This window comes from Pseudarthrobacter sp. Hb11 (assembly GCF_059383655.1).
On sequence record NZ_JBWZCM010000002.1, the window covers coordinates 137791 to 160089 of the forward strand.

15 protein-coding genes and 2 pseudogenes are annotated in these 22299 nt (G+C 59.9%); 6 read left to right on the top strand and 11 right to left on the bottom strand.

Translation table 11 applies throughout. The features are described 5' to 3' along the window. The first annotated feature begins 141 nt into the window (after positions 1-141). Positions 142-2721, top strand: coding sequence for a GH25 family lysozyme (locus tag AC50X7_RS04435; RefSeq protein ID WP_494977930.1), 2580 nt, complete (start codon positions 142-144; stop codon positions 2719-2721). Between the two features lie 277 nt (positions 2722-2998). On the opposite strand, the gene AC50X7_RS04440 is transcribed toward AC50X7_RS04435, so the two are convergent. Then, the gene (locus tag AC50X7_RS04440) at positions 2999-3721 is read right to left on the bottom strand and encodes a transposase (RefSeq protein WP_494977931.1); all 723 of its coding nucleotides are present in this window, start codon (positions 3719-3721) and stop codon (positions 2999-3001) included. 337 nt (positions 3722-4058) lie between these two features. Between AC50X7_RS04440 and AC50X7_RS04445 the strand changes: the two are divergent. Continuing rightward, positions 4059-4706, top strand: a pseudogene (locus tag AC50X7_RS04445) (integrase core domain-containing protein); the annotation flags it as partial. A gap of 93 nt (positions 4707-4799) precedes the next feature. Here the strand turns inward: AC50X7_RS04445 and AC50X7_RS04450 are convergent. Further along, positions 4800-6058 (bottom strand): annotated as a pseudogene (locus AC50X7_RS04450) (IS110 family RNA-guided transposase). Positions 6059-6589: 531 nt separating this feature from the next. On the opposite strand from AC50X7_RS04450, the gene AC50X7_RS04455 reads away from it, so the two are divergent. The 3 genes from AC50X7_RS04455 to pseI are packed head-to-tail and all read left to right on the top strand — an operon-like array spanning position 6590 to position 9840. Next, positions 6590-7348, top strand: coding sequence for a hypothetical protein (locus AC50X7_RS04455; protein WP_494977932.1), 759 nt, complete (start codon positions 6590-6592; stop codon positions 7346-7348). Further along, on the top strand, positions 7341-8762 hold the full coding sequence (locus AC50X7_RS04460) for a lipopolysaccharide biosynthesis protein (protein ID WP_494977933.1): 1422 nt from the start codon (positions 7341-7343) through the stop codon (positions 8760-8762). Before AC50X7_RS04455 ends, AC50X7_RS04460 begins: the two co-directional genes overlap by 8 nt. A gap of 25 nt (positions 8763-8787) precedes the next feature. Beyond that, positions 8788-9840: a pseudaminic acid synthase gene (pseI, locus tag AC50X7_RS04465; protein WP_494977934.1), complete on the top strand. Its 1053-nt coding sequence runs from the start codon at positions 8788-8790 to the stop codon at positions 9838-9840. A gap of 111 nt (positions 9841-9951) precedes the next feature. Here pseI and AC50X7_RS04470 read toward each other — a convergent pair whose 3' ends face one another. The 7 genes from AC50X7_RS04470 to AC50X7_RS04500 all read right to left on the bottom strand — a co-directional run bounded on the left by AC50X7_RS04470 (position 9952) and on the right by AC50X7_RS04500 (position 16569). Continuing rightward, positions 9952-10926 (bottom strand): GNAT family N-acetyltransferase, encoded by a 975-nt coding sequence (locus AC50X7_RS04470; protein ID WP_494977935.1) that lies wholly within the window; start codon positions 10924-10926, stop codon positions 9952-9954. A 517-nt stretch (positions 10927-11443) separates the two neighbouring features. After that, on the bottom strand, positions 11444-12190 hold the full coding sequence (locus AC50X7_RS04475; protein WP_494977936.1) for a cytidylyltransferase domain-containing protein: 747 nt from the start codon (positions 12188-12190) through the stop codon (positions 11444-11446). Next, positions 12187-13356 carry a DegT/DnrJ/EryC1/StrS family aminotransferase gene (locus AC50X7_RS04480; RefSeq protein ID WP_494977937.1) on the bottom strand — a complete coding sequence of 390 codons (1170 nt, stop codon included), beginning with the start codon at positions 13354-13356 and terminating at the stop codon, positions 12187-12189. Before AC50X7_RS04480 ends, AC50X7_RS04475 begins: the two co-directional genes overlap by 4 nt. Continuing rightward, a complete protein-coding gene (gene pseB / locus AC50X7_RS04485) occupies positions 13319-14305 on the bottom strand; it encodes a UDP-N-acetylglucosamine 4,6-dehydratase (inverting) (RefSeq protein WP_494977938.1) in 987 nt (328 codons plus the stop codon). Before pseB ends, AC50X7_RS04480 begins: the two co-directional genes overlap by 38 nt. Positions 14306-14482: 177 nt before the next feature. Beyond that, entirely contained in the window at positions 14483-15379 is an 897-nt protein-coding gene (locus AC50X7_RS04490) for a glycosyltransferase family 2 protein (RefSeq protein WP_494977939.1), read from the bottom strand. Between the two features lie 2 nt (positions 15380-15381). Then, the gene (locus tag AC50X7_RS04495; RefSeq protein ID WP_307094538.1) at positions 15382-15792 is read right to left on the bottom strand and encodes a DUF2304 domain-containing protein; all 411 of its coding nucleotides are present in this window, start codon (positions 15790-15792) and stop codon (positions 15382-15384) included. A gap of 3 nt (positions 15793-15795) precedes the next feature. Then, entirely contained in the window at positions 15796-16569 is a 774-nt protein-coding gene (locus AC50X7_RS04500; protein WP_307094537.1) for a glycosyltransferase family 2 protein, read from the bottom strand. A 155-nt stretch (positions 16570-16724) separates the two neighbouring features. Between AC50X7_RS04500 and AC50X7_RS04505 the strand changes: the two genes are divergently transcribed. Then, on the top strand, positions 16725-18782 hold the full coding sequence (locus tag AC50X7_RS04505) for a DUF6541 family protein (protein WP_494977940.1): 2058 nt from the start codon (positions 16725-16727) through the stop codon (positions 18780-18782). A 61-nt stretch (positions 18783-18843) separates the two neighbouring features. Here AC50X7_RS04505 and AC50X7_RS04510 read toward each other — a convergent pair whose 3' ends face one another. Together AC50X7_RS04510 and AC50X7_RS04515 are read right to left on the bottom strand one after the other, a co-directional pair. Then, positions 18844-19770: an ABC transporter substrate-binding protein gene (locus AC50X7_RS04510; protein WP_494977941.1), complete on the bottom strand. Its 927-nt coding sequence runs from the start codon at positions 19768-19770 to the stop codon at positions 18844-18846. A 278-nt stretch (positions 19771-20048) separates the two neighbouring features. Then, entirely contained in the window at positions 20049-22181 is a 2133-nt protein-coding gene (locus AC50X7_RS04515; protein ID WP_494977942.1) for an acyltransferase family protein, read from the bottom strand. Between the last annotated feature and the right edge of the window lie 118 nt (positions 22182-22299).

Genomic DNA, 22299 nt, shown 5'->3' on the forward strand with positions numbered 1-22299 from the left:
AGTTCCGTAGGTAACACCAGTGCTATGGTGAGCGCGTTAATTGTCGAAATACCACATGTCAGGTGCCTTTCCCTGGGGGAAATCACCCAGCAGTAACCAAATGAGCGTTCGCCAGAGCGCCACATTGTCTCCGGAGCAAAAATGAAGCGGAACCTGTCTCAGTCCCGTCGCCCCCCGTTGAAGTCCTTGGCCATAGCGCTCTTGGCTGCCTCTCTGGTAGCCGGCCCGGGCCTGGCGGGGGTTGCTTCCGCCGTCGAACCCTCTCCGACGCCGATAGCTTCTTCGCCGGCAACTGGTACCCCGCAGACTGCGGAGCCTGCTCCGGCGGCGCCCTCGCCGGAAGAAGCAGCAGTGCCAGCGGAGACGCAGGCTGCCCAACCTTCAGAGGAGGCTACACAATCCATGGCTGAAGCCGTGGGGGCGGGCGGAGCGGAAATGGGACAGCGCTCGGCTCGCGTCACTGCCTCGGCTCCCTCCGATTCCGTCAAGCGACTCAGCACGGAGTCGTTGTCCACAGAAGGCACCTGGATGCCCACTTTCGGTGTTCAGGGATTGGACGTGAGCGGTCACCAGACGAGCGTGGACTGGCGGCAGCAATGGAACATGGGGGCGCGCTTCGCCTATGTAAAAGCGTCTGAAGGAAACTACTACACCAACGAACGCTTCAGCTCGCAGTACCAGGGCTCCCGAAGTATAGGGATGCTTCGAGGCGCCTACCACTTCGCTATTCCCAACTGGTCCTCGGGCGCCGACCAGGCACGGTACTTTGTAAAGAACGGCGGGGGCTGGTCTGCGGACGGTTACACCCTGCCGCCAGTGCTGGACTTTGAATTCAACCCGTATGAGGGTCGGACCATCAACGGTTTTTACTTTGGCAACACCTGCTACAACATGACTCCGGCACAGCTTCAGTCCTGGGTTCGGGATTTCGGAAACACCATGCGGTCCCTCACGGGAAGACTCCCGGTGATCTACACCAACACAAGCTGGTGGAACAACTGCTTAGGCAACCCTGCCGGGTTTGGTGATTACCCCCTGTGGGTTGCCGCCTACCCGAAATCGGCCACCAACGATGCAGGCCCGGTTCCGACGGCGAGCTGGAGCACGTACAGCATATGGCAGTACAGCAGCACCGGACCTTTCGCTGGAGATTCCAATGTCTGGAACGGAGACATGGCGGGGCTTCACCGCTTCGCCACCAATATTCCCGCGGCCGACTACTCCCGCGCGTTGCGGTTTTCCTCGGGTGACGTGACATCGGATGGCCTCGCCGATCTCATGACGCGCGGCACTGACGGCGCGTTGATGTTGCAGCGAGGCAAGAGTGACGGATCCTTCGATTCGGGGGTGCGCATAGGAGCGGGCTGGAACATCTACGACGTCGTTGTCGCGACAAAGGACTTCGACGGCAACGGCATCGGAGACGTTCTAGCCCGCGACGTCGCTGGCGCGCTGTGGTTTTATGCAGGCGACGGCCGAGGCGGAGTCCGACCCAGAGTGAAGATCGGGGCCGGATGGACCGTCTTCAAGTCCTTCAATGCAGCCGGCGACTTTGATGGCGATGGTAGGAACGACATGTTGACCGTAGCCTCCAACGGGACCCTGTGGTTGTACCCGGGAAACGGACAAGGCGGATTTATGCCAAGGCGCAGCATCGGTCAGGGGTGGCAGCAATTCACGGCCGTTCTCCCCGCAGGAGATTTCACTGGCGATGGAAACGCTGACATTCTTGCGCGCACTCAAACCGGCGATCTCTACCTCTACCCTGGCGACGGCAACTCGGCATTCAAGCAGCGCACTCTCCTAGGCCGCGGCTGGAACGCCTTCTCGGCCATAGTGGGAGGCCTGGACGTGAACGCGGACGGTAAGTCTGACGTTCTTGTGCGGGACGCCGCTGGCAAGCTTCGCAGTTATCTTGGTGGGGGCAACGGCAATTTCGCAGAGACCGCACGCATCGGCGCTGGCTGGCACAGCTTCACAGCGATCTTCGATGCAGGCGACTTCGACGGTGACGGTAGAGCCGATGTCCTGGCCCGGGCTAAAACCGGTGAGCTGTACCTGTATCGCGGGAACGGACGCGGAGGCTGGCTTCCTCGCCGGCAAGTCGGGTCAGGCTGGCAGGCCTTCAGCTGGGTCACTAGCGCACGCAACTTCGACAGCGCTGGCGGTGACGATCTCATAGCCCGGGCGGACGACGGAACACTCTACCTCTACCCGTCGGACGGACAGGGTAATCTTCTACCAAGAAAGATCGTAGGCAAAGGGTGGCAGATCTTCACCGCCATCGTCGGTGCTGGCGATTGGAATGGGGACGGTCGCAACGACATCCTCGCAAGGACGTCCAATGGGACGTTGTGGCAGTATCCCGGTAACGGTTCCGGCGGGTTCCTCCCGCGTCGCGCTATCGGCAGTGGATGGGGCATCTTCGACACCATTGTCCCCGCAGGGGACTTTGATGGGGACGACAAGCCTGACCTTCTGACCACTACTGCCAGTGGGGCCACTTGGCTCTACCCCGGTAGCGGAGTAGGCGGGTTCCTAGCCAGACGTAATGTGGTTGCCCCTTGGACTGATGCGGAAGGTCTTCTTGTTAGCCGCAACTTCGCGGCCACTGGTCATCCTAACGTTTTGGTACGCCAGCCGGACGGTTCATTCCTTATGACGACCGGTGACGGTGCCGGTGCGTTTCGCAGCGTCCTGATAAATGCTGGAATCAGCTAGATCTGGGCTGTCTGGAGTCGGCCGAGATGCGGGAGCTGAAGAAGCGGAACCGGTTGTTGGAGCAGGAGAATGAGATTCTGCGCCGGGCGGCTGCCTATCTGGCCTGGGACATCAACCCAAAATGACTCTTCTATGGGTTCTGTCAAGCCATGATGGTCTGGGGTTGGCGGAAAATCGCGCGGCAGATATAGCGTTTGAGGTTGCGGCGGATCTCGAGGGTTTGATTTTCCGGTGGCACGGCTGCGGGTCACGTAGTCCTTGGTGTCGGGGTCGAAGCTCATGCGGGTGCGGACGATGACGTCGAAGGCCCTGTTGAGCTGACGATCGCCGGTTCGGTTGAGGCGATGTCTGGTCGTGCCGGAGGACGCGGCGCAACGCCGCCGAGTGCGGCGAAGGCTGCCTCTGACCGGATCCGGCCGCGGTGGGAGTAGACGCAGATAATGATGGCCGCTGTCACCGGGCCGACTCCTGGAGGGGTTTGCAGTCCGGGGGCCAGTTCTTCGGTGAGTTGGGCTAAGGCTTTGTGGTTTTCGGCGAGTTGACCGGTGAAGTCTTTGAGGGCCAGTGCCAGTCGCTTCGCCTCGGCGCGGGCGATTCGGATCACGGGGTCGGTGCTGGTGGAGGTCCGCCAAGCTGCGATGGCTGTGATCCGTGCGTCCCGCAGGGATGTCCGGGCGTCGATCCCGAGAATTCTGATCGCGGCCCTGGTGCCTGCAGCGCGCGCCTCCATCACCTGATCGCGCTGGCGTCCGAGGACGGAACGGGCCGCGGCTTCGATCGGATCCGATTTGCCGGTGAGTGACCGCGACGAGCGTGTCGGTGGTCTGACCTCGCCCACCTCTATGCCAGCGGCGAGCAAGATCTGGGTGAGCCGGGCACCGTAGGAGGACGTGCCCTCGACGGCCGCGAAACCCTTTCCCCGCCTGTACGTCGCCGGATCCAGGTGATCGCTCGGTCCATCCCCGAGGAGGTGGCCGGGAATGCGGCGGTGCCACGGCACCGGTTGAGGCGTGAACCGCGGTGAAAGTGTGTGTGCGGGCGTGGGTCCACTCCGACGACAAATTCGAATTCTTCGGCAATGATCGCCATGTGCGTTCTCCTTCTATTGAACTGAACAGGTCGCACGGCCTGTGTGGGTCGCTCGGAGACGCATCTGCAACGGGTCACACCAAAGGTGGACGGTCTTCTGATCAGGTCATCCGTGCGGGCAGACCGGTGCCCGGGGAACGATGCAAACGAGTCATTTTCAAGACACCGCACGTGCGGGTCAGATATACCCTGAGTCACACGCCGTCCTCCGGGACCAGCCTGCCAGCCAGCCTCGGGCCGGCCGCTGACCATTACAGACTTACCCGCTGGTCACGGATCTTGCCGCCGATGGTGTACCCGTGGCGGTGACCAGCAGGGTGTTGGGAAACAGCCGCGCAAGGCTACTACCGGTGGAAGGCCAGCCGGTGACGGAACGGGACTGGGTCGATGCGCACCTCGTCAACGCCGCCCTGGACATCCATTCCGAGGACCCGGCATTCGGGTACCGTTTCATCGCCGACGAGCTCCCGGAGAAAGGCATCACGGCGGCTGAGAACCGGGTCCAGCGGCTGTCCAGGGACCAGCGCATCTGGTTAGTGTTGCCGTCGCAGCACTGGAGAACGCTGTGCGGGCTCGCTGGCCAAGAAGAACCGTGGTCCACTCGGACCGTGGGTCCCAGTTTCGGTCCCGCCGCTTCGTCGAATCGCTCCGGCCTCACAGGATCGATGGGGAGGGTCGGCGCGTGCGCGGACAACGCCGCAATGGAATCGTTCTTCTCGCTGATGCAGAAAAACGTCCTTGACCGTCAACGGTGGCCCACGAGACAAGACCTGCGCCTCGCCATCACGACCTGGATCGAAAGAACCTACCACCGCCGGCGACGCCAAAGACGACTGGGAAAACTGACGCACATCGAATATGAAACAATCAACCGGACCGCGCTCACGGCGGCCTAAGACCCCGAGTTAACAAAAGCCGAGGCAGTCCCACTACAAGCTTGCTCGGGTTCGCCCAACCGTTGGACACAGAACGTGTCCCTATGTTTTTTGTCAAGCGGCTGCGGGGGTTTGGGGTTCGTAGTGGGTTCCGTCGCGGAGCATGGCGAAGAGGGTGTCACAGCGGTGGCGTGTGAGGGCGATGAGGGCCTGGTTGTGGCGTTTTCCTTCGGCTCGTTTGCGGTCGTAATAGGCGCGAGAGAGTGGGTCTTTCACTGCGGCGAAGGCGGAGAGGTAGAGGGGGCATTTGAGGACTTTGTTGCCTTTTCTGGAGGCGCGGTCGGAGCAATTGAGCTGCCGGAGCGCCAGGTCACGGGGGTCAGGCCGGCGGAGGAAGCCAGGTGCCCGGCGATGGGAAAGTCTTTGCCGGCAACCTCGGTGAGGATCCGCGCTGCGGTCCTGATGCCGACCCCGGCAGAGACATCAGGACCGGGTGAAGAGGGTGGGCCTCCAGGAGGGCTTCGACTTGGGCGTAGACGGCGGTGCGGGCGTCGTGGATTCCCGCGAGCACGCCGGCCAGCTGGGGTAAGACGATGGTGGCGGCAGTGGTGCCGACGACTGTCACGGTTTGCTTGGCCGGCGTCGAGTATGTCCTCGGCGAGACGTTCACCCATCCGGGGTGCAAGCTTGCTCAGACGGTTCCCGATCCCCGCCGACCCGCTTGGCGCAGCGCTTCGGCGGTGGGCCTGGTCCGCAGCAGGTCCGGTACCGCAGGATGGTCCAGCCCGGGTCCCAGGACACGTTCGAGCCCCGGATGGATCTGGGTCAGCAGCCCGCGGATCCGGTTCGACGTGGCGGTTGCCTGTTTGGCTAGGTCGTCATCGAACCAGCAGAGCATGCTCAGTTCGGCGAGCTGGGTATCGGCGAGCTGGACCGACCGCAGGGTGTGCGGCAAGGTGCGGGCAGCGTCGGCGATGATGAACGCGTCCCGGGCATCAGTTTTCGCTTCGCCCGGGTGCAGGTCCGCGATCCGGCGCATCGCCAGACCGGGCGGACACCCCACAAGGGCCCCGGCGGCTTGGGCCACCGCCACCGGGAGCGCGCCGATGGTCGCAGGCTGGTCAATCACTACCAGTATCCGGCAGTGGTGTTTAAGTTCGGCCGGGACCTCCCGGATCCTTGCCTCGTCGTTGGGCAGGGCCCTGTCCAGCAGTTTTCCCGGCCCGGTCCAAGGCAACAGCGTGATGCTCTCCCTTGCCCACGTCCAAGCCGACGAACACTTCAACTAATTCGTAGTTCTCAACCACCCCGGCACCTCCAGTCGTAGACCACCCCTGCAGTGCTGGCCTGTCCGCGGTGTCGGAGCCCGGCATCCACGTTACAAACGACGTTCCCTACCGTCCTGTCCCTATTAGCGGTCTCCCCGGCACCTGCCCGGCGGGCCAGCACACCCACATCCTCCAACAGGAAAGGCCGACGAAAAAGGTAACGAGCGCCATCATCGAAAGCGCTCGGTCCGCCCTTAAGTAAAGCCGTCCGCGAGGGCGGCCGGCACTAACGCGCGTGCCGTATCCTTAAACGCGTTCCCCGACGACAACACGAACAACTCTCCAAAGGAGACACGGTCCGGAATGGACATACAGAATCACTTTTATGGCCATTCCGCGGTCCTCGCCGGTTACGCAGGCTTGCACCGACCGCGGCATATGTCGGGTCTCCTGCAGCATGGGTGGACCCCCGTCACTCCCATTCGTACCCACTTCGCGGATCTGGCCGGTTCGGCGCCAGCCGGCAAGTTATTCACATGGACGCACGATTCACGAGGGTGGACCGAAGAAGAGTCGGCGCGTGAGACGGGCTTTCGCAGCACCGCGATCGGATCCCCGGCACTGTACCTCGCAGAAATGGTCAAAAGAACCGGCGTAGCGATCGAACGGCCCATCGAGGCGGTTGTCTTCCCATTCCATGGAACGCGGCTTGTCTCCGTTGAGGGGGACCAAGAAGCCTACGCGCGTGAAGTCTTCGACCGGGAAGGCTCGGCGCTAGTGTGCATGCACATTGACGATCTACAAAAACCCGAAATTGTCAATGCCTGGACCAAGGCCGGCCACAAGATCACCACGGCCGGCGAACGGCGGGACCCAGCCTTCTTGTCCCGGGTGATGTGGTTGCTCATGAGCTCGAGAAAGGTTATCTCCAACCGGCTTGCTACAGCCCTGGTCTATGCCGCGGCTGTGGAGACACCCGTAAGCATTTATGGTCCCCACTTCCAGATAGCGGGCATCGAGGAAACTTCATCTGAAGAATACCTCCAGAGACTTTGGCCGGAGTTCTACGAAGAAATCACCTCGGTTCCGGACCTGCTGAAAATCGCCAACGCCGAACTCGGCCATTCCTATTTGCAATCCCCCGTAGACCTCCGGCGTACTCTAGGATGGGATTGCCCCGCATTCCGTCCCTTCGCGGACTATTGGATAGGAGCACCTATTGCCAAGGCCAAGTCCGTTCTCGGCTGGAAGAAGCGGGAGGTTGGACCTGTGGTCAACGAGGTCAAGCTCTCTCCTTTGCACTTTCTAAAGGACCCTCTAGAGCACCTCCCGGACCGGTTGCCGCGCGTCGCATCCACGTCACTGCTCGCTCCTACGCTGGACATCCTTGGCTGAGTCCCAGGTAGGCCCTGCCTCCCACGCCAGGCAATCACTGTACTACTTGTTGGGAGCAGCACTTCAAGGCATGGGTGCCCTGCTGATCCAGCCCTTTTCCATCCGTATCCTTGATGCCAGAGAATGGGGCCAGGTCGGGTTGGCTACTGTCTTGCTTCAGGTTGGGCAAGTCATACTCTCCGCAGGGTTGCCATTGGCGGTTACGAGGGCATATTTCGCTCCCGTTGACGGCCGACTCCATGCCAAGGCAATCCATGGCGCGAACATTGTTCTCAGCCTCGGACTCTCCTTCGTGGTTGCCGCTGCCTACTACCTGCTCAGCACGGACCGGGACGCCGCCGCGACCTTCGCATGGGCAACGGTTGCGACCGGGTTACTCAGTGTTGTTGTCAGTTCGCAAGCGTTGCTCAGAAGCCAGCAAAGGGCGTTGTCCTTTGTGCTGCTAAGTGGCGGCGCTTCCCTGGGAGCTCACCTGTTCGGCTTGCTAGCAATAAGCTTGATTTCGGCGAACGCAACGACGTACTTCGTTGCCTTCGCCGTGGGAATGTTTCTAACAGCTGTGGTTGCGTTTGCCCTGGCGACTCCAATATGGCCTGGAAGGGCATGTGCGGCTGTCAAATCGGCGTTCCGCCTGGGCCTCCCCGTCCTGCCGCACGGGCTCGCGATCATGTTGCTGATGCAAGGCGACTCTTTCCTGATTCAGCACTTTCAGAGTTCAGAGGCAGCTGGAGAATATGTGGCCGCCGCGGCATTTGCCCTGGGCCCGTTTGCCGTCCTGTCGGGACTTAACAACGTTTGGACTACCCGGATATTCGAGGCCTCCCATGATGAACGCTTCACAGAAGTCGTCAGAACGGTGAGCAAGCAAATGGCTTTAGCTGCCGCCGCGATTGCCATAGCCGGGTCGGCCGCCGCAACCCTAGGTATGCTAGTCCTCAAGGGTGACGATCACGAGGTGATGCAACTTGCCAAAGTCCTGCCTGCTGTTGCCTGCGGCTATTCCTTATACCTTGTCGCGATGTCCGTCATGTTTGCGCGGCAAAAGACCGGAGCCTTCACGTGGGTCACGCCCTTGGTGCTTGTGGCTGCTGCGGCGGCTGCAATGGTCCCGGCGCAGAACGGTCACTACTGGCAACTTGGAGTGGTCAAGGTGGCTGCATTTGGCGGACTTGGTCTTGTGTACTATGTGCTCGCGGAAAAATTACTGCCGGGTTCCATCGCGCTACGGACATTTGCTCTTTCAACTTTGCTGTCGTTAGCTGGCGTCGTCTTCAACGTCCTGCTCCCAACCACGTTGATTTTCGGTGCGGTTAGTGTCGGCGCTGTCGCCGTCGCTAGCATTGCCTGTTGTTTGGTCCTGCGAAGGCAGGGGATGCATCATGATAGAAGCCAAAATGCGATAGCGCGTCAATAGTTCGTAACAAGGAGATAGGGAAGTAATGCATTCATCCTACGAAGTGTCCGGCCGCAGGATCGGCAATTCGGAACGGCCTTTCATCATCGCCGAGGTGTCAGGTAATCACAATGGTGACTTGCAGCGCGCTCTCGAGATCGTCGACATGGTTGCGGCCTCCGGCGCTCAGGCAGTCAAGCTGCAAAGTTACACAGCTGACACGATCACCATCAACTCAAACAAACCCGAATTCTCAATCAGTGCTGATCACCCGCTCTGGGGTGGCAAGAACCTGTACCAGCTCTACAGAGAGGCTCACACGCCATGGGAATGGCATGCTCCCATCTTTGAGCGTGCGCGGTCCCACGGACTGATTCCGTTCTCCAGCCCGTTCGACGCAACAGCGGTGGAGTTGCTGGAATCTTTGGACGCTCCACTCTACAAAATCGCCTCGCTCGAAATCGGAGACCTGCCTCTTCTCAGGCTCGTGGCCCGCACGGGGAAGCCGATTATTCTCTCAAATGGAGCGGCCTCAATGAGCGACATTGATTCGGCGGTCCGAACCATCCGAGAGGAAGGTAACGACCAGATCATTGTCTTGGCGTGCACGTCCTCATACCCCGCAGCAGCCTCCGAATCGAATCTTCGTACCATTCCGGTACTCCAGGATGCATTCGGTGTCCAGGTGGGTCTCTCCGACCACACGATGGGTATCGGTGCCTCAATCGCAGCTGTTGCCCTTGGTGCGACGGTGATTGAGAAGCATGTGACTTTGAGCAGGGCTGATGGGGGCGTTGACTCGGACTTTTCCCTCGAGCCGCGTGAGCTCGCTGCGTTGGTTCAGGAAACCCAAACGGCGTGGGAGGCCTTAGGCTCTCCTGTCATCCGGCAGACTGCTGGAGAGTCCGAAAGCCGCAGGCTCAGGAGGTCTTTGTACGTCGTCAAACCAGTGAAGCAGGGCGAAATTGCAACGGCTGAAAACGTACGCTCAATACGACCATCCGGAGGGCTTGAACCTGCACTGTACGAGACGATCCTCGGGCGTCCGTTCCGGCAGGACTGCGACGGCGGGACGCCACTGACCTGGGACGTCGTCTAACGCACAGAACAAGAAAGAGGACCTCAGGCCCGATCAAGGACGTCCCTTGCGTTAGGTTAGAGGTCCTCTTTTATGCTCCACGCCCGGTAGCAGGGCCCGAACATGTGAAGGTTACGCCGGAAGGTCTTGGCTTTCCTTCACGAGACGGTACCAGCTCTCCCCCCCAGAAAGAGCTGCACGTTCTTCATAGCCCGCGCTGCGGAATAGCTTGTAGGAAGCTACATTTGAGGTCAGCATCGCTGCGTGTAGAACGGCGACGGGATGGAGGATCCGAAACTGACTTTCCGCCGCGGCAAGAATCTTTGAGGCCAAACCACGGCCGCGCATGTTCGGAGCCACGGTGATGGACACTTCCCAATTTGCGTTGTCTAAAAGATGGAATCGAACAGTTCCCGCGGCTGCCCCATCGTATTGCGCAATCAGCAAGCATACGGCCGGATTTTGGATCGCGCGAGCAACCCATGCAACGTGATCGTCCCAAAGCAGCTCACCTTTTTCCCTCGAAACCTCACGGACGGAAGGTTCGTTTCGCCAGTCGAAAAGCTGGGATGCATCACCGATTTCGGCGGGCCTAATGGAGATACCGCGTCGATTTCTAATCATCTCTTCCCAATATCCCACGACGCGATCAGCCCCAGCGCCGTCCACAACTTTCCGAGCCCGTGTTCCCAGCTGGATCCTCCGGGCATCATCTCTGAGAAGACTGCGCAGACCGTTCAAGGCCACGGCTTCGTCCAATGCGCCGCTACTGGCGTTCCCTAGTCCGAAGGCCATGTTGTTCCCGGTTGCAAAAGAATAGTTTTCGGCCTGGTTATCGACCAGCTGTACCAAAGCCATGGGAACACCGAGGGTGGCAAGCTCCCACGTAGTGGTGCCGGCACCACTGACAACTAGATCCATCGAAGGGAACAGCTGCGGAACGTGCATCGACGGTTGGACAACGTCCAAAGTCTGTCCGCTGGCGAGGTCCACGGAGAACCCCGAACGGCCCTGAGAATCGACCACGAGACACCGCGACTCAACGCCGGTTTGCGCCCAGAGCTCTACGAAGAACGACGTCATGTCTCTGGCGTCGGTTCCACCCATTACGATCAGGACGTCTTTTACCGATGAGGGTGGGACCTCGACAAGCTCCGGCCGCCGGAGATTTCGAATAGATCGACGGATCGGCACGGCCCTGGCCCCCCTGAACAATCGGTGCGAGCCGTCAGACGGCCGGTATCGCTTTTCAGCGCCCGGTGAAGGGTCAATGACAAGATCCGCCGATCGGCGTCCGAAACTGCCGTCCTCTACAGACGACAGGAGAACACCCGCTTTGCGCAATTCTCCGTTTAAGTCGCCCTGATCAGAGTAGGTGTCTATATGTACAATGTCCGCTCGTATGAGATTCGCTAGCTGTGCCAGTTCAGCCAGACCCGCGGGTCGCGGGTGGACACCAGAAGAGAATTCCTCGATGAGAATCGCTCCGACGGAACTTTCGACCTCCCCGCAGAACTCGACATCGTGCCCCGCAGCAAGAGCAGCCTCAGCCAACGCCACGGTCCGGATAACGTGACCTAGCCCTTGCGATTTCGTGGAGTCGCATCTCAGCAATACTCGCAATTCAGCCCTCGTTCAGCGCCTTCTGCTCGATATGAGCATTGAGGGCAACGATATCAGGATGTTGGTTGAGGATGTGGACAACATCACGCCAGCTCGGCGGACGAGATGGCAGAAGGGCCACCAATGCATCCAAAAGGGCAGCGTCCTCAGGTGTGTCAAGCGTGACCCTATAGTGTTCCGAAGACGGTCGGAATGTGAGTGCACCGCAATCGAAATTGGCGCCTTCCTCATACAGCGCACTCGTGACGTGTGAACGGTGATGCGCTTCTGCCCGCTGGTTCGCCTTAGCGAGCGCAGCCACGGTAGCCAACTCCACGTCCAATCCTCTGGGCAGGGAGCGCACCTGCGTCGTGGAAACGTAGTCGAGGCGGGTGTCGCTCCGCCAAAGCGCAACAACCTGGGAGATCACGACGGGGTCGAGCAATGGGCAGTCCGCTGTCAACCGAACAATGGCATCCGCCTTAGTCAAATCAGACGCGAGAATGAACCTGCTCAGCACATCATCTTCACTGCCCCGGATAACCTCGATACCGTACTCCGCCCCAAAATGAGCGATGGCGTCATCACCCGCCGCCGCCGACGTTGCGACCACAACTTGATCGATACCGTTCGCAGCTTTCGCGGCCCTCACGACCCATTCGAGAACGGGGGTCCCGGCAAGATCACGCAATACCTTACCGGGCAACCTGGATGAACCAACCCGCGCCTGGATTATCGCGACCACTCGGGGCGCGTTTGATTCTGTCATGACCCCACGACAGCCAGAACATTGTCGATGACACGCTCGACGTCAGCATCCGAAAGTCCAGGATAAAGCGGCAAAGAAATCTGTTGGCGGTAGTATTGCTCGGCAGAAGGACACATGCCGCGCTTATAACCTAGGTCTTCAAAGACCGGGTGCCAATAAGCCGGAATGTAGTTCACCTGTACACCTATCCCACGAGCACGCAGATCCTCGAATATCGCACGTCGACGGTCTGCTTCGACACGCAAAGGGTAAAGATGCCAGGCAGGCTCTGCGCCGTTCACAGTACCTGGAAGGGTTAGGTTGGAGTTGCCGACAAATGCTGCATTGTACAACTCGTGAATCCTTTGGCGGCGTTCGCGGAAAGACTGCAAACGAGCAATCTGGTTAATGCCGAGTGCACATAAAACGTCGGGAAGTCGATAATTTAAACCAAATTCATGAACTTCCTGATGCCACGGACCCTCGTCGGAGAACCTTAATGACGCCGGGTCGCGCACGAGCCCTTGTCCCTTGAACAGGCGAGCCTTCATGGCAAGTGCATCGATTGGTGTGACCACTGCGCCGCCCTCCGCCGTGGTCATGTTCTTTGTCGGAAAAAACGAGAACGTCGTCAGGTCGGCAACACGACCCACAGGAACGCCATGCAGGGATGACCCCACTGAGTGCGCAGCGTCCTCGATAAACAGTGCACCTGTTTCATGAGCCAACGCGTTGAAGGCTGCCGCGTCTACCGGCAATCCAGCGTAGTCGACAGCCGTAATAGCACGGGTCTTAGATGTTACCGCCGCACGTGCAGCATTCAAGTCAAGATTTCCAGTTGACGAGTCAATGTCGGCAAACACAACTTTGGCACCCGCTATGGCGGCCGTAGCGGCCGTCGCCACGAACGTAAGGGGCGTCGTGACGACCTCATCGCCGGGCGCCACGCCAGCCGCAACATAGGCCACGTGAAGAGCTGCGGTTCCCGAGGTCACCGTGACAGCATTGGACCCGCCAGCGACTGCTGAAATAGCGGCTTCGAATTCCCCAACTCTCGGACCGATGGTCAACCAGTCACTGCGTAGCGCCTCAGCCACTGCTTGGATATCCGATTCGTCGATGGACTGACGACCATAGGGAAGCACGCTCTTAGAGCCCTTCGGCTTCAAACATTGCACGCAGCTCATGGATGTCCAGGAACTTTTCGTTGCCATCGGACTGGTAGCTCCAGCCGTCCTTGACGGGGACTGCACCTGCGGGAGTTTCGTAACCCCATCCACCGAGGTGCGGCATGACCACATACCGGTCACCCACCGACACGGTGCGGCGCGAGTCATCAGCCGCTATCATCTCTTCGTGGAGCTTCTCGCCGGGACGAATGCCGATTTCGTGAGTCGTTGAATTGTCGTCCACAGCCTTGGCCAAATCGGTGATTCGCACGGACGGAATCTTCGGCACGTACAACTCCCCACCCTGCATGATTTCGAAAGAGTCCAGCACGAACTTCACAGCCTGCTCCAAGGTGATCCAGAAGCGAGTCATGCGGTCATCCGTCACGGGCAGGGATTTACCCTCGGCCGCCATCTTTTTCCAAATCGGCACAATGGACCCCCGTGAACCCATTACGTTGCCGTAACGCACCACGCAAAAGCGAGTTTCGTACGACGCGGCGTAGTGATTGCCGGAGATGAAGAGCCTGTCAGCGCAGAGCTTGGTTGCTCCATACAGGTTTACTGGACTGGACGCCTTGTCGGTCGAGAGAGCCACTACCTTCTTCACGCCTGCATCAATGGCTGCGTCCACGACGTTCATGGACCCCTCGACGTTAGTCTGGACGTATTCGAACGGGTTATATTCCGCGGTGTCGACCTGCTTGAGGGCTGCGGCGTGAATGACGTAGTCAACCTTGTGGAACGCGCGCTCCAGACGCTGGCGGTCCCGCACGTCTCCGATGAACCAGCGCAGCCGCGGATCGTTGTTGTACATTCCGCGTACTTCGTGCTGCTTCAGCTCGTCGCGGCTGAAAATCACGAGCCTCCGAACATCATGATTTTCCAGGATTTCCTTGATCAACGCCTTGCCAAGCGAACCTGTACCGCCTGTGATCAACACCGAAGAACCAGTCAGTAGGGACATGCCTTTAACCACCTTGAAATCAAGTTTGAATTCTTACTTTTAGTCCGGAACACCAAGTTTTTTCCCGGCATAACGCCTTGCAAGCCTACCAGCATTGCAAACCTTCGGTGTCTGACGGGCCGCCTGCATGTCTCGCTCAACTGTCTGCAGACACCCGCTGTCAGGCCACTTTGGCCCTCAGGGCCGGACGGCGTGGGCCACCAATTTGCGCAGGCCCGGCCACATTCTCTTCGAAACCACCTGCGGAGTAAGCGATGCGGCGTTCAGTCGCGATGTCAGGTGCCAGCGTGCCGAACGAGCGGCACCGTCCCAGCCCTTGGCGCTGAAGTCGCGTACACACTCATCGAAGAAGGCCCGTTCCTCGGCAAACCGCCGGCCATCCAGCGCGCGGACGGACGAGTCAGACCCGCGGTGCCGGCGGTACTGGAAGCAAACGGTGTCCAGCACAGCCATCTTCCCCCCACTAAGAATGATGTCGATGGCCAATGCCAGGTCCTGGACGACGTCGTACTGGGGCCGGAAGTCATGTTTTTTGACCGCCTCGGCGCGCCAGGCGACGGACGGGAAGTACAGCCAGTCCCCGATCATGAGGCTCTCAGCAATAGCCTCCCCTGAGACGATTGCCTCTGAGGACTGGCCCACGAGTCGCTGCCGAAGGTACTGCTTGACCTTGTCGCCGAGGGGAGCATAAACGGCACCGTTCTCGTCAATAACTTCCACCCCCGGCTGCACAATGCTGACGGAGGGCTCCTGGAATGCCTTGCGTACGGTGCCGATGTAGTTCGGGAGCATAAGATCATCTGCACCCATGATGACCACAATTTCGTGCTCGACCAGACCCACGCACTTCTTGTAGTTGCCGTTGGCACCAAGGTTTTGTTCGTTACGGAAGTAGCGTACGCGATCGTCGCCTGCCACGAGGGCGGCGAAGTAGTCCGGCAAGCTGTCATCAGGATACCCGTCATCCACGATCGTGAAGCGGAAGTTCCTGTCGTCCTGTGCGAGTACCGAATCGACCGCGGCTTTCATCATGGCCACGTCGCCGTAGTACGGGAACATTACGTCAATAGTCACTATCATCTTCTCTCGGTGGGCGGTGTTCCGGGTCCCGAGGGACCGTCGTCTGCTGTCGGCTGGGTAAGGCTGATCTGTTCCTGCAGTTGCTCGAATCCGCCGCGAAGGATAGCCACTTCTTCAGCGAGAATTCTGGTTTCGTCTTCCAGGATGGTCAGTTCACGGGAAACATGAAGACTGACTCCCACCAGCAGCAGGATCGAAAGGGAGAAGAGCAAATTGGCGGGGACTACCACGCCAACCATCGACGCTGCCCAGTTCAGCAGTCGAGGAAAGAGGCCCAAAATGATCGTGAGACCACCGATGACAAGCCACAGAACGGCGTACTTCTCACGAAGACGGCCATTGCGTAGCATAACAAGGACAACCGCCACCATAATGATGGCGAGAATCAAGGAACCTGCAACGTTCATTCCTTAGGCACTTCCCTCTCCGGCGATGTCGCCGGACAGCGGCGCATGTAATTCGGTTACCCGGGGTGTCCTGCGGCGCGCCAGCGCGAAACACAGAACAAGCCCGGACCTGGCTAAGTAGATTGAGGCCTTGACCGGACCCTGGCTGGGGGTGCCCGCCTGACGTGCTTTCATCTCCACAGGCACCTGCGTTACCGTGCAGCCGGACTTGATCGCCACAACAAGGGAGTCGATGGTGTCGCCCAGGTATTCAGCCGGAAAGTGCGAAATATATTGCCGAATCGCAGTCTCGTTCGCGGCGCGAAACCCTGACGTCACGTCGGTGAGGCTCGTCCCGGCAATGCCGGAAATGACCTTGGCGAGAAAAAACATAGCCCAACGGCGAGGACCCTTGGCACCATAATTGCCTTTGCCCGCGAACCTTGCACCGATTGAGATATCCGCATGTTCGAGGCCTGCCAGGACGCGATCGATATCGTGCGGATCGTGTTGCCCGTCAGCATCCACCTGTATAACGGCCCGGTACCTGTTGCGGAGAGCGTATTTGAACCCTGCCCGCATGGCCCCGCCGACGCCAAGGTTAAACGGCAAACGAAGCACCGTGGCCCCGGCTTCCTGGGCGATCCGGGGCGTGTCGTCCTTGGAGCCGTCGTCGACGACCAGAACGTCATGCTGAGGAACTGTAGATAACACGTGGCGGATGGTGTTTCCGATCGCTTCTGCTTCGTTCCACGCTGGCATGACAATGAGCACGCCAGATCGCTGTGAGTTACCCATGATTTGCAAGTATAGCGGTGAGAGCGCGTCCCCTTGACGGCAGGAAACGACGTGCGGACACGACACCACGGCGTATCTCCCCCTCAATGCCCGCGAATTCCAAGCAAGTTGCCCATCCTTGTAAGGTTGGGTGTGACTTATGAGGAGCTTGATCGATGACTTGGTGGGAAACCCTCCCTACGTTCGCCGCAACATTACTGGTCTACTTCCTGCCGGGCCTGCTGATCCTTGCCGCAGCTGGAGTGCGGCGGCTCAATCTTGCCGCGCTGGCGGCACCGGTCTCGGCGTCGGTGGCCGGCTCTGTAGCTGTCGTACTGCCTTACCTGCGGCTCCCGTTTAACCCCGTCACGTATTTCGCCATCACGGGCTTGCTCGCCGGGCTGGTGCTGGCCGTCAGGCACCTGCTCCGGCTGCGCCGGGAACGGGCCGGGCTGACCGCTACACACTGGGGCCTCGGGTCAAACGGCCGCTTATCCGCCGTGGATACTGGTATTTGGGTGTCGCGGCTGGCCATCCCGGTGGCCGTCCTGTTTCCAGCAGTGATCATCGGTGCGCGGTACGTCGCCGGCTTTGGTTCCCCGGAGAGCTTCTCCGAGACCTTCGATAACATTTACCATCTCAATGCCGTCCGCCACATTGCAGAGACCCAAAATGGTTCGACGCTGATGTTGGGGAACCTCACCGAGGCATCCCGCGGGCTCTACCCGGCAGCCATGCATGACTCCATGGCTCTGGTACTTATGCTTGGCGCCCCTTCGGTCATGGTCGCTGTGAATGTCGGTACCATCATCACCGGCGCTGTCGTCTGGCCGCTGGCATGCATCTTTCTCATCAGCAGGGTGGTCGGCTACCGGCCAATGCCGCTGCTCGCGGCCGGCGTGCTGTCTGCCGGTTTCAGCGCGTTCCCCTACCTCATGGTCGCCTACGGCGTTCTGTATCCGAACCATGCGGCGCTCGCCCTGCTTCCGGCGGTGCTGGGCCTCGCCATTGAAGCCCTCGGCATGTCGCGTTCCCCGGGAAGATCGTGGCTGCCCCCCGGGCTGGCCTTGCTGGCCACTTTGCCTGGCCTTGCACTGTCCCACCCCAGCGCTTTCGTGGCGCTCCTCGGTATTGCCAGTCCCGTGGTCCTGGCAGCCTTAGTGAAGGCAGTCATTGCCGCAGGGAACGGCGCGTCAACAAAATCCAGTGCCCGGAAATGGCTGGCGTTGACCGGGGCTTATGCTGTGATGACTGCAGCTGTATGGACAGTCGTTCGCCCCAGTCTCAGTTCAGCCGGTTGGACCTCCTTTCAAACCAACGCGAGGGCCCTCGGGGAAATCCTTGGCAGCGCGCCCATGGGTACCACCACGGCCTGGCTCCTCCTGATCCTCACAATCATCGGCCTTTACGTCATTGCACGGCATTTCCAGCGTTTGTGGTGGATAGCAGGCATGTACGCAGTCGGAGGCGTCTTATTCCTCGTGGTTTCCAGCTGGTCGAATGGCGATTTCCGCGACTTCCTCACTGGCGTCTGGTACACCGACAGCTACCGTCTTGCGGCCCTTCTGCCGATGGTCACTTTGCCGGTAGTTGTTCTGGGTGCCGAATGGATCGTGTGGCGTGTGCGCTGGCTCGTGGGTGCACTCATGGGTAAGACGGTCAGCATCCCGGGACCATTGCCGAAAGCCGCCTCCCGACTCCTTGCCAAATTCCCGGGCAGCACCGGAGTGGCCGCGGGGTGCGCGGTTCTCCTGGCCCTCGGCCTGGGCGTCCAAGGTGGATCTTTGAAAGCAGTGCAGAACCGTCTTCAAACCGTTTTCTCGACTACTGACGCGTCCGGCCTTGTGAGCACGGACGAAGTAGCCCTGTTCAACGAGGTTGCCGGGCTGGTCCCAGCCACCGATGTCATCGTTGGCAACCCCCGAACGGGCGCGGCGCTCGTCTATGCGTTCAGCGGACGGCGAACCGTTGCGCCGCACATTTTCGGCATCAGGACAGAACAGGAACAGCTGCTTCTGGACCACTGGAGCGAGGCTGCATACAACCCCCGCGTCTGCCCGGCCATCCGTGACCTGAAGGCCTACTGGGCCCTGGACTTGGGCGATACCGAAATCACCCCCCGCGCTGAACCCCTACTCGGCGTTCGGGACCTTGCCGATGATTCCGCCCCCGGCGTGGAACTGGTCAGCGCCGTCGGCAAGGCCAGGCTGTTCCGGGTAACCGCCTGCGGCTAACGGTCAACGACGGCGGCCCCTGCAGGGCGCGGGCTGCGGAGCCGCCGTCGTACGCTATCCCCTACCTGGTCTTGGACAGATAGGCCGCCTTGGCAATTTCAGGAACGATGTTTCTTCCGGCCCAGGCGATGCCAAGCGGGGAGCCCAGTTCAATGGACAAAGCCTCATTCCCTGACACGAAGTAGACCTGCCCCTTCCCGAAGGCTGGCAAGGAAGGCACCGCCCCCTTCGCCTTGAAGGCAGCCATATCATCGGCTCCGATTGAAACAATCAGGACATCAGCGGAAAGTTCAGACCCCCGCTCGCTTGGCAGCCAGTAGGATGCCGGGGCGTTCGAGGTGTCCGCGGGCCGCCCTTGGGCCTCAGCAAACTCCAAAACGGACTCGCTGGCCAGCCCGAATTCCTTCAGGAGTTTCACGGGCAGGGAGGAATCGGAGAAGATGCGAATATCTGCACCGGGAACGGAAGAGGCGCTGAGGTACAGAACAGTGGACCCCGGGAGTCCAGGGTAGTCCTGACCTGCGGACATGATTGCATCCTCCGTTGCTTCGATCAGTGCCCTCGCTGCGTCGTCACGTCCCAGGATGCGGCCGATGAGCCTGACATTGGACCGCCAATCACGTACTGCTTCGTTCTTCGCCGGAATTACTACAGGCGCAAATTCTGACAGCTCGATATACATGTCTCTCGACAAGCTTGAGCCGAGACCCAAAATCGCATCCGGCCTAAGCGTCTTAATTTCCTCAACCGGTATCCCGTGCCGGTCATTAAAGAAGTACGGGGTGGGCCCGTCGATTGCCTTTAGCGCCACCGTGAACCAGGGCGTCTGACCGGTCTTGGACATACCGGCCGGACGAAGTCCCAGCGCCGTGCAAATATCTGCTTCGGCGGCGCCCAGGACCACCACATGTTGCGGCGGGGCATCAAGGATCGTAGATCCAAATTCGTGCTCGACGGTTACCGGGAAGGCATCGGCATTGGGAGTCACCAGCGGGGGGGGGGGGGGGGGGGGGGGGGGGGGGGGGGGGGGGGGGGGGGGGGGGGGGGGGGGGGGGGGGGGGGAAGAAATAGGGGGGTCCCCTCCCTCCGAGAAAAAAAAACCCCCCCCCAAGGGCAGTGCACCCATGAACGCAAGGAAACCGCGCCGATTAAACACCTGTACTGCGCTGTCCTTCATGGCCATCTATTCAATCCTCAGCAACTCGTTGGATGTACTCATCCCGGAAACGGCAAACGGACAAGTCCGCGTATACAGTTGCAGCGAAATCATCCGGAAGCCTCGCGGAAGCGTGACTCAAGGACGGGCTGCAAAGATCTTATATAGCTCCTTGACACGTGATCGGCGTCAAAGTAAACGTGCAGGCCGCCAATGGCGGCGTAACAACTACGTGAATCGCAGAACTGGTCGGACAAGTCCAGCACATGCGCGTTGGCAGAGCCAAGTTTTCTGACGCCTTCCGCCATAGGATCCGGCGGCAGCGCCACGCTGCGGTCATTAGCGCATGCCGGTGCGTTCCCGCGGTTGCGTGCCAGACATTCGGATGTGGTCTTTTTGAGCGTCAGCGGAGTGTCCCGCAAAAGGAAGATGCGCGTGCCGTTCTCTGCCCAGGCACCGATCCTGGACCGGACTCCGGAGGCGTATTGCTCAACCTGCGAGCCACCGCTCCCATCATCGACAGTCTCCTTGGACCCGAACGATGAAACAAACACCATGTCCGGTTTCTTAGTCAGAATGCGGTCGGAGACCAGCCGGCTCCACTCGAGGCAGCGCTGCTGAACCGCAGTGCTACGGGTGCGGACATCCATAAAGGCCACCCGCGTGGCGTCAATGACCGGGCAGCCGCCGAGAAGACTTTCATGTAGCCGCCAACCGTTTTTTCGGGCCAGCTCGATGATGCCCACCTTCCACTGCTCCGCATGTGAATCTCCCACGAGCCAGACGTCGGCCGCCCCCTGTTTCCCGTCGGAGAAGTCACACTCGTTCAGGTATTTCTTGTCCTGTACGGTAATCGGATTGGATGCCAGCTTGCACTCGGGTTCAGAGAACCAGGGCGCTTCCGCCGGGCCAACGTTGTTGACGAGTGGATCGCTGAAGGCATTCGGACAGGAGTTTTCCGGATTCATACTGCGCCCTCCATAGCACGGCCCATTCTGGAGGTCACTAATGCGCTGGGCTTCGGCGCTTTGAGCTGCTCCCGCGCCCGCAAGGAGTGCACCACACAGCAAAGCCATAACCGACATCGCGGCCACCGTTGACAGCAGCGTTACTCGCGGTTTGGATTGTGCAAACAGTTTGCTGCGGCCCGGGTCCTCGACAAATTTCTTGGTCAGTCCCGACAACAGGAGTGCGGTTGCGAGCAGGCCGAACCGATCCGTTGTGGATAATTCACGGCTGAGCAGACTCGGGCCCAGCACGATGAGCGGCCAGTGCCACAGATACAAAGAGTATGAAATGTCACCCAAATACTGGACCGGGCGGGCGTTCAACGGAACGTTGGGTGACCACAAGGGCCCACGGGGTCCTGAGACGATGACTAGAACCGTTCCGAATACCGGAATTAGGGCTAAGTAGCCCGGAAACTCTGTCTGTTGAGTGAACGCAAGCGCGGCGACGAGAATCAAACCGTAGCCAAGCCACTGCAGGCAGCCCCTGATGTTCCAATATGGAGCCCCGGACTGGGGGACGCGCTCAAAGGCGGCCAATGCAATGAGCGCCCCGGCTGCAAACTCGTATGCACGCGTGGGTGTGACGAAGTACGCCTGGCTCTTGCTGGTCTCTGTGAAATAGATGCTAAACGCCAGCGACGCCGCGAACACAACGCCCATGCCCAAAAGCAGCACAACTCTGTTGCCAGCGGATTTCCGTCGGGCGAGCACAAAGAAACCGAGCAACAACAGGGGCCAGATGAGGTAGAACTGTTCTTCCACCGACAAGGACCAGTAGTGCTGAACCGTCGACGCCTGCTCATTGTGGGCCGAATAGTCTACGGACTTGGCGGCGAGCACCCAGTTCTCAATGTAAAAAACTGACGCAAGCGTTTCCTGCGCCACGCTCGTCCAACGTGAGAAGGGAAGCATGATCCAGACTGCGGCCAAGGAAACTCCGCCAACAAGCAGTGCTGCGGGCAGCAGCCGTTTTGCACGGCGGGCGTAGAACCTACCAAGACGGAGTCTGCCGGTTTCGTCGAGTTGTGCAAGGAGATGCTTGGTGATCAAGTAACCCGAGATGACGAAGAAAACGTCGACGCCGACGTAGCCGCCCCGGAGCAATTCCGGCCACAGATGGTTGATAACCACAAGGCCGACAGCGATAGCCCTCAACGCCTGAATATCCTTGCGCACGCCAGTGGACCCGGAGCGCCGCAGCTCAGATCGCACGAGAGTGGGCTGCTCCGTCACTCCTGCTCCTCATCCATCAAATCTCTTCGTAAAGCACCCGTTGATGAGGCGCCGACCTGCAGCGGCACACGTTCAAGGGTACCCCGATGCTTCCAGCCCTACCGTCCACAGCGGCATG

Bases quoted from the DNA above. Each gene is read 5' to 3' on its own strand.
- AC50X7_RS04435 (WP_494977930.1), top strand. From the start codon at position 142: ATGAAGCGGAACCTGTCTCAGTCCCGTCGCCCCCCGTTGAAGTCCTTG.
- AC50X7_RS04455 (WP_494977932.1), top strand. From the start codon at position 6,590: ATGGTCAAAAGAACCGGCGTAGCGATCGAACGGCCCATCGAGGCGGTT.
- pseI (WP_494977934.1), top strand. From the start codon at position 8,788: ATGCATTCATCCTACGAAGTGTCCGGCCGCAGGATCGGCAATTCGGAA.
- AC50X7_RS04470 (WP_494977935.1), bottom strand. From the start codon at position 10,926: ATGGGTGGAACCGACGCCAGAGACATGACGTCGTTCTTCGTAGAGCTC.
- AC50X7_RS04475 (WP_494977936.1), bottom strand. From the start codon at position 12,190: ATGACAGAATCAAACGCGCCCCGAGTGGTCGCGATAATCCAGGCGCGG.
- AC50X7_RS04480 (WP_494977937.1), bottom strand. From the start codon at position 13,356: ATGAGCTGCGTGCAATGTTTGAAGCCGAAGGGCTCTAAGAGCGTGCTT.
- pseB (WP_494977938.1), bottom strand. From the start codon at position 14,305: ATGTCCCTACTGACTGGTTCTTCGGTGTTGATCACAGGCGGTACAGGT.
- AC50X7_RS04495 (WP_307094538.1), bottom strand. From the start codon at position 15,792: ATGAACGTTGCAGGTTCCTTGATTCTCGCCATCATTATGGTGGCGGTT.
- AC50X7_RS04500 (WP_307094537.1), bottom strand. From the start codon at position 16,569: ATGGGTAACTCACAGCGATCTGGCGTGCTCATTGTCATGCCAGCGTGG.
- AC50X7_RS04505 (WP_494977940.1), top strand. From the start codon at position 16,725: ATGACTTGGTGGGAAACCCTCCCTACGTTCGCCGCAACATTACTGGTC.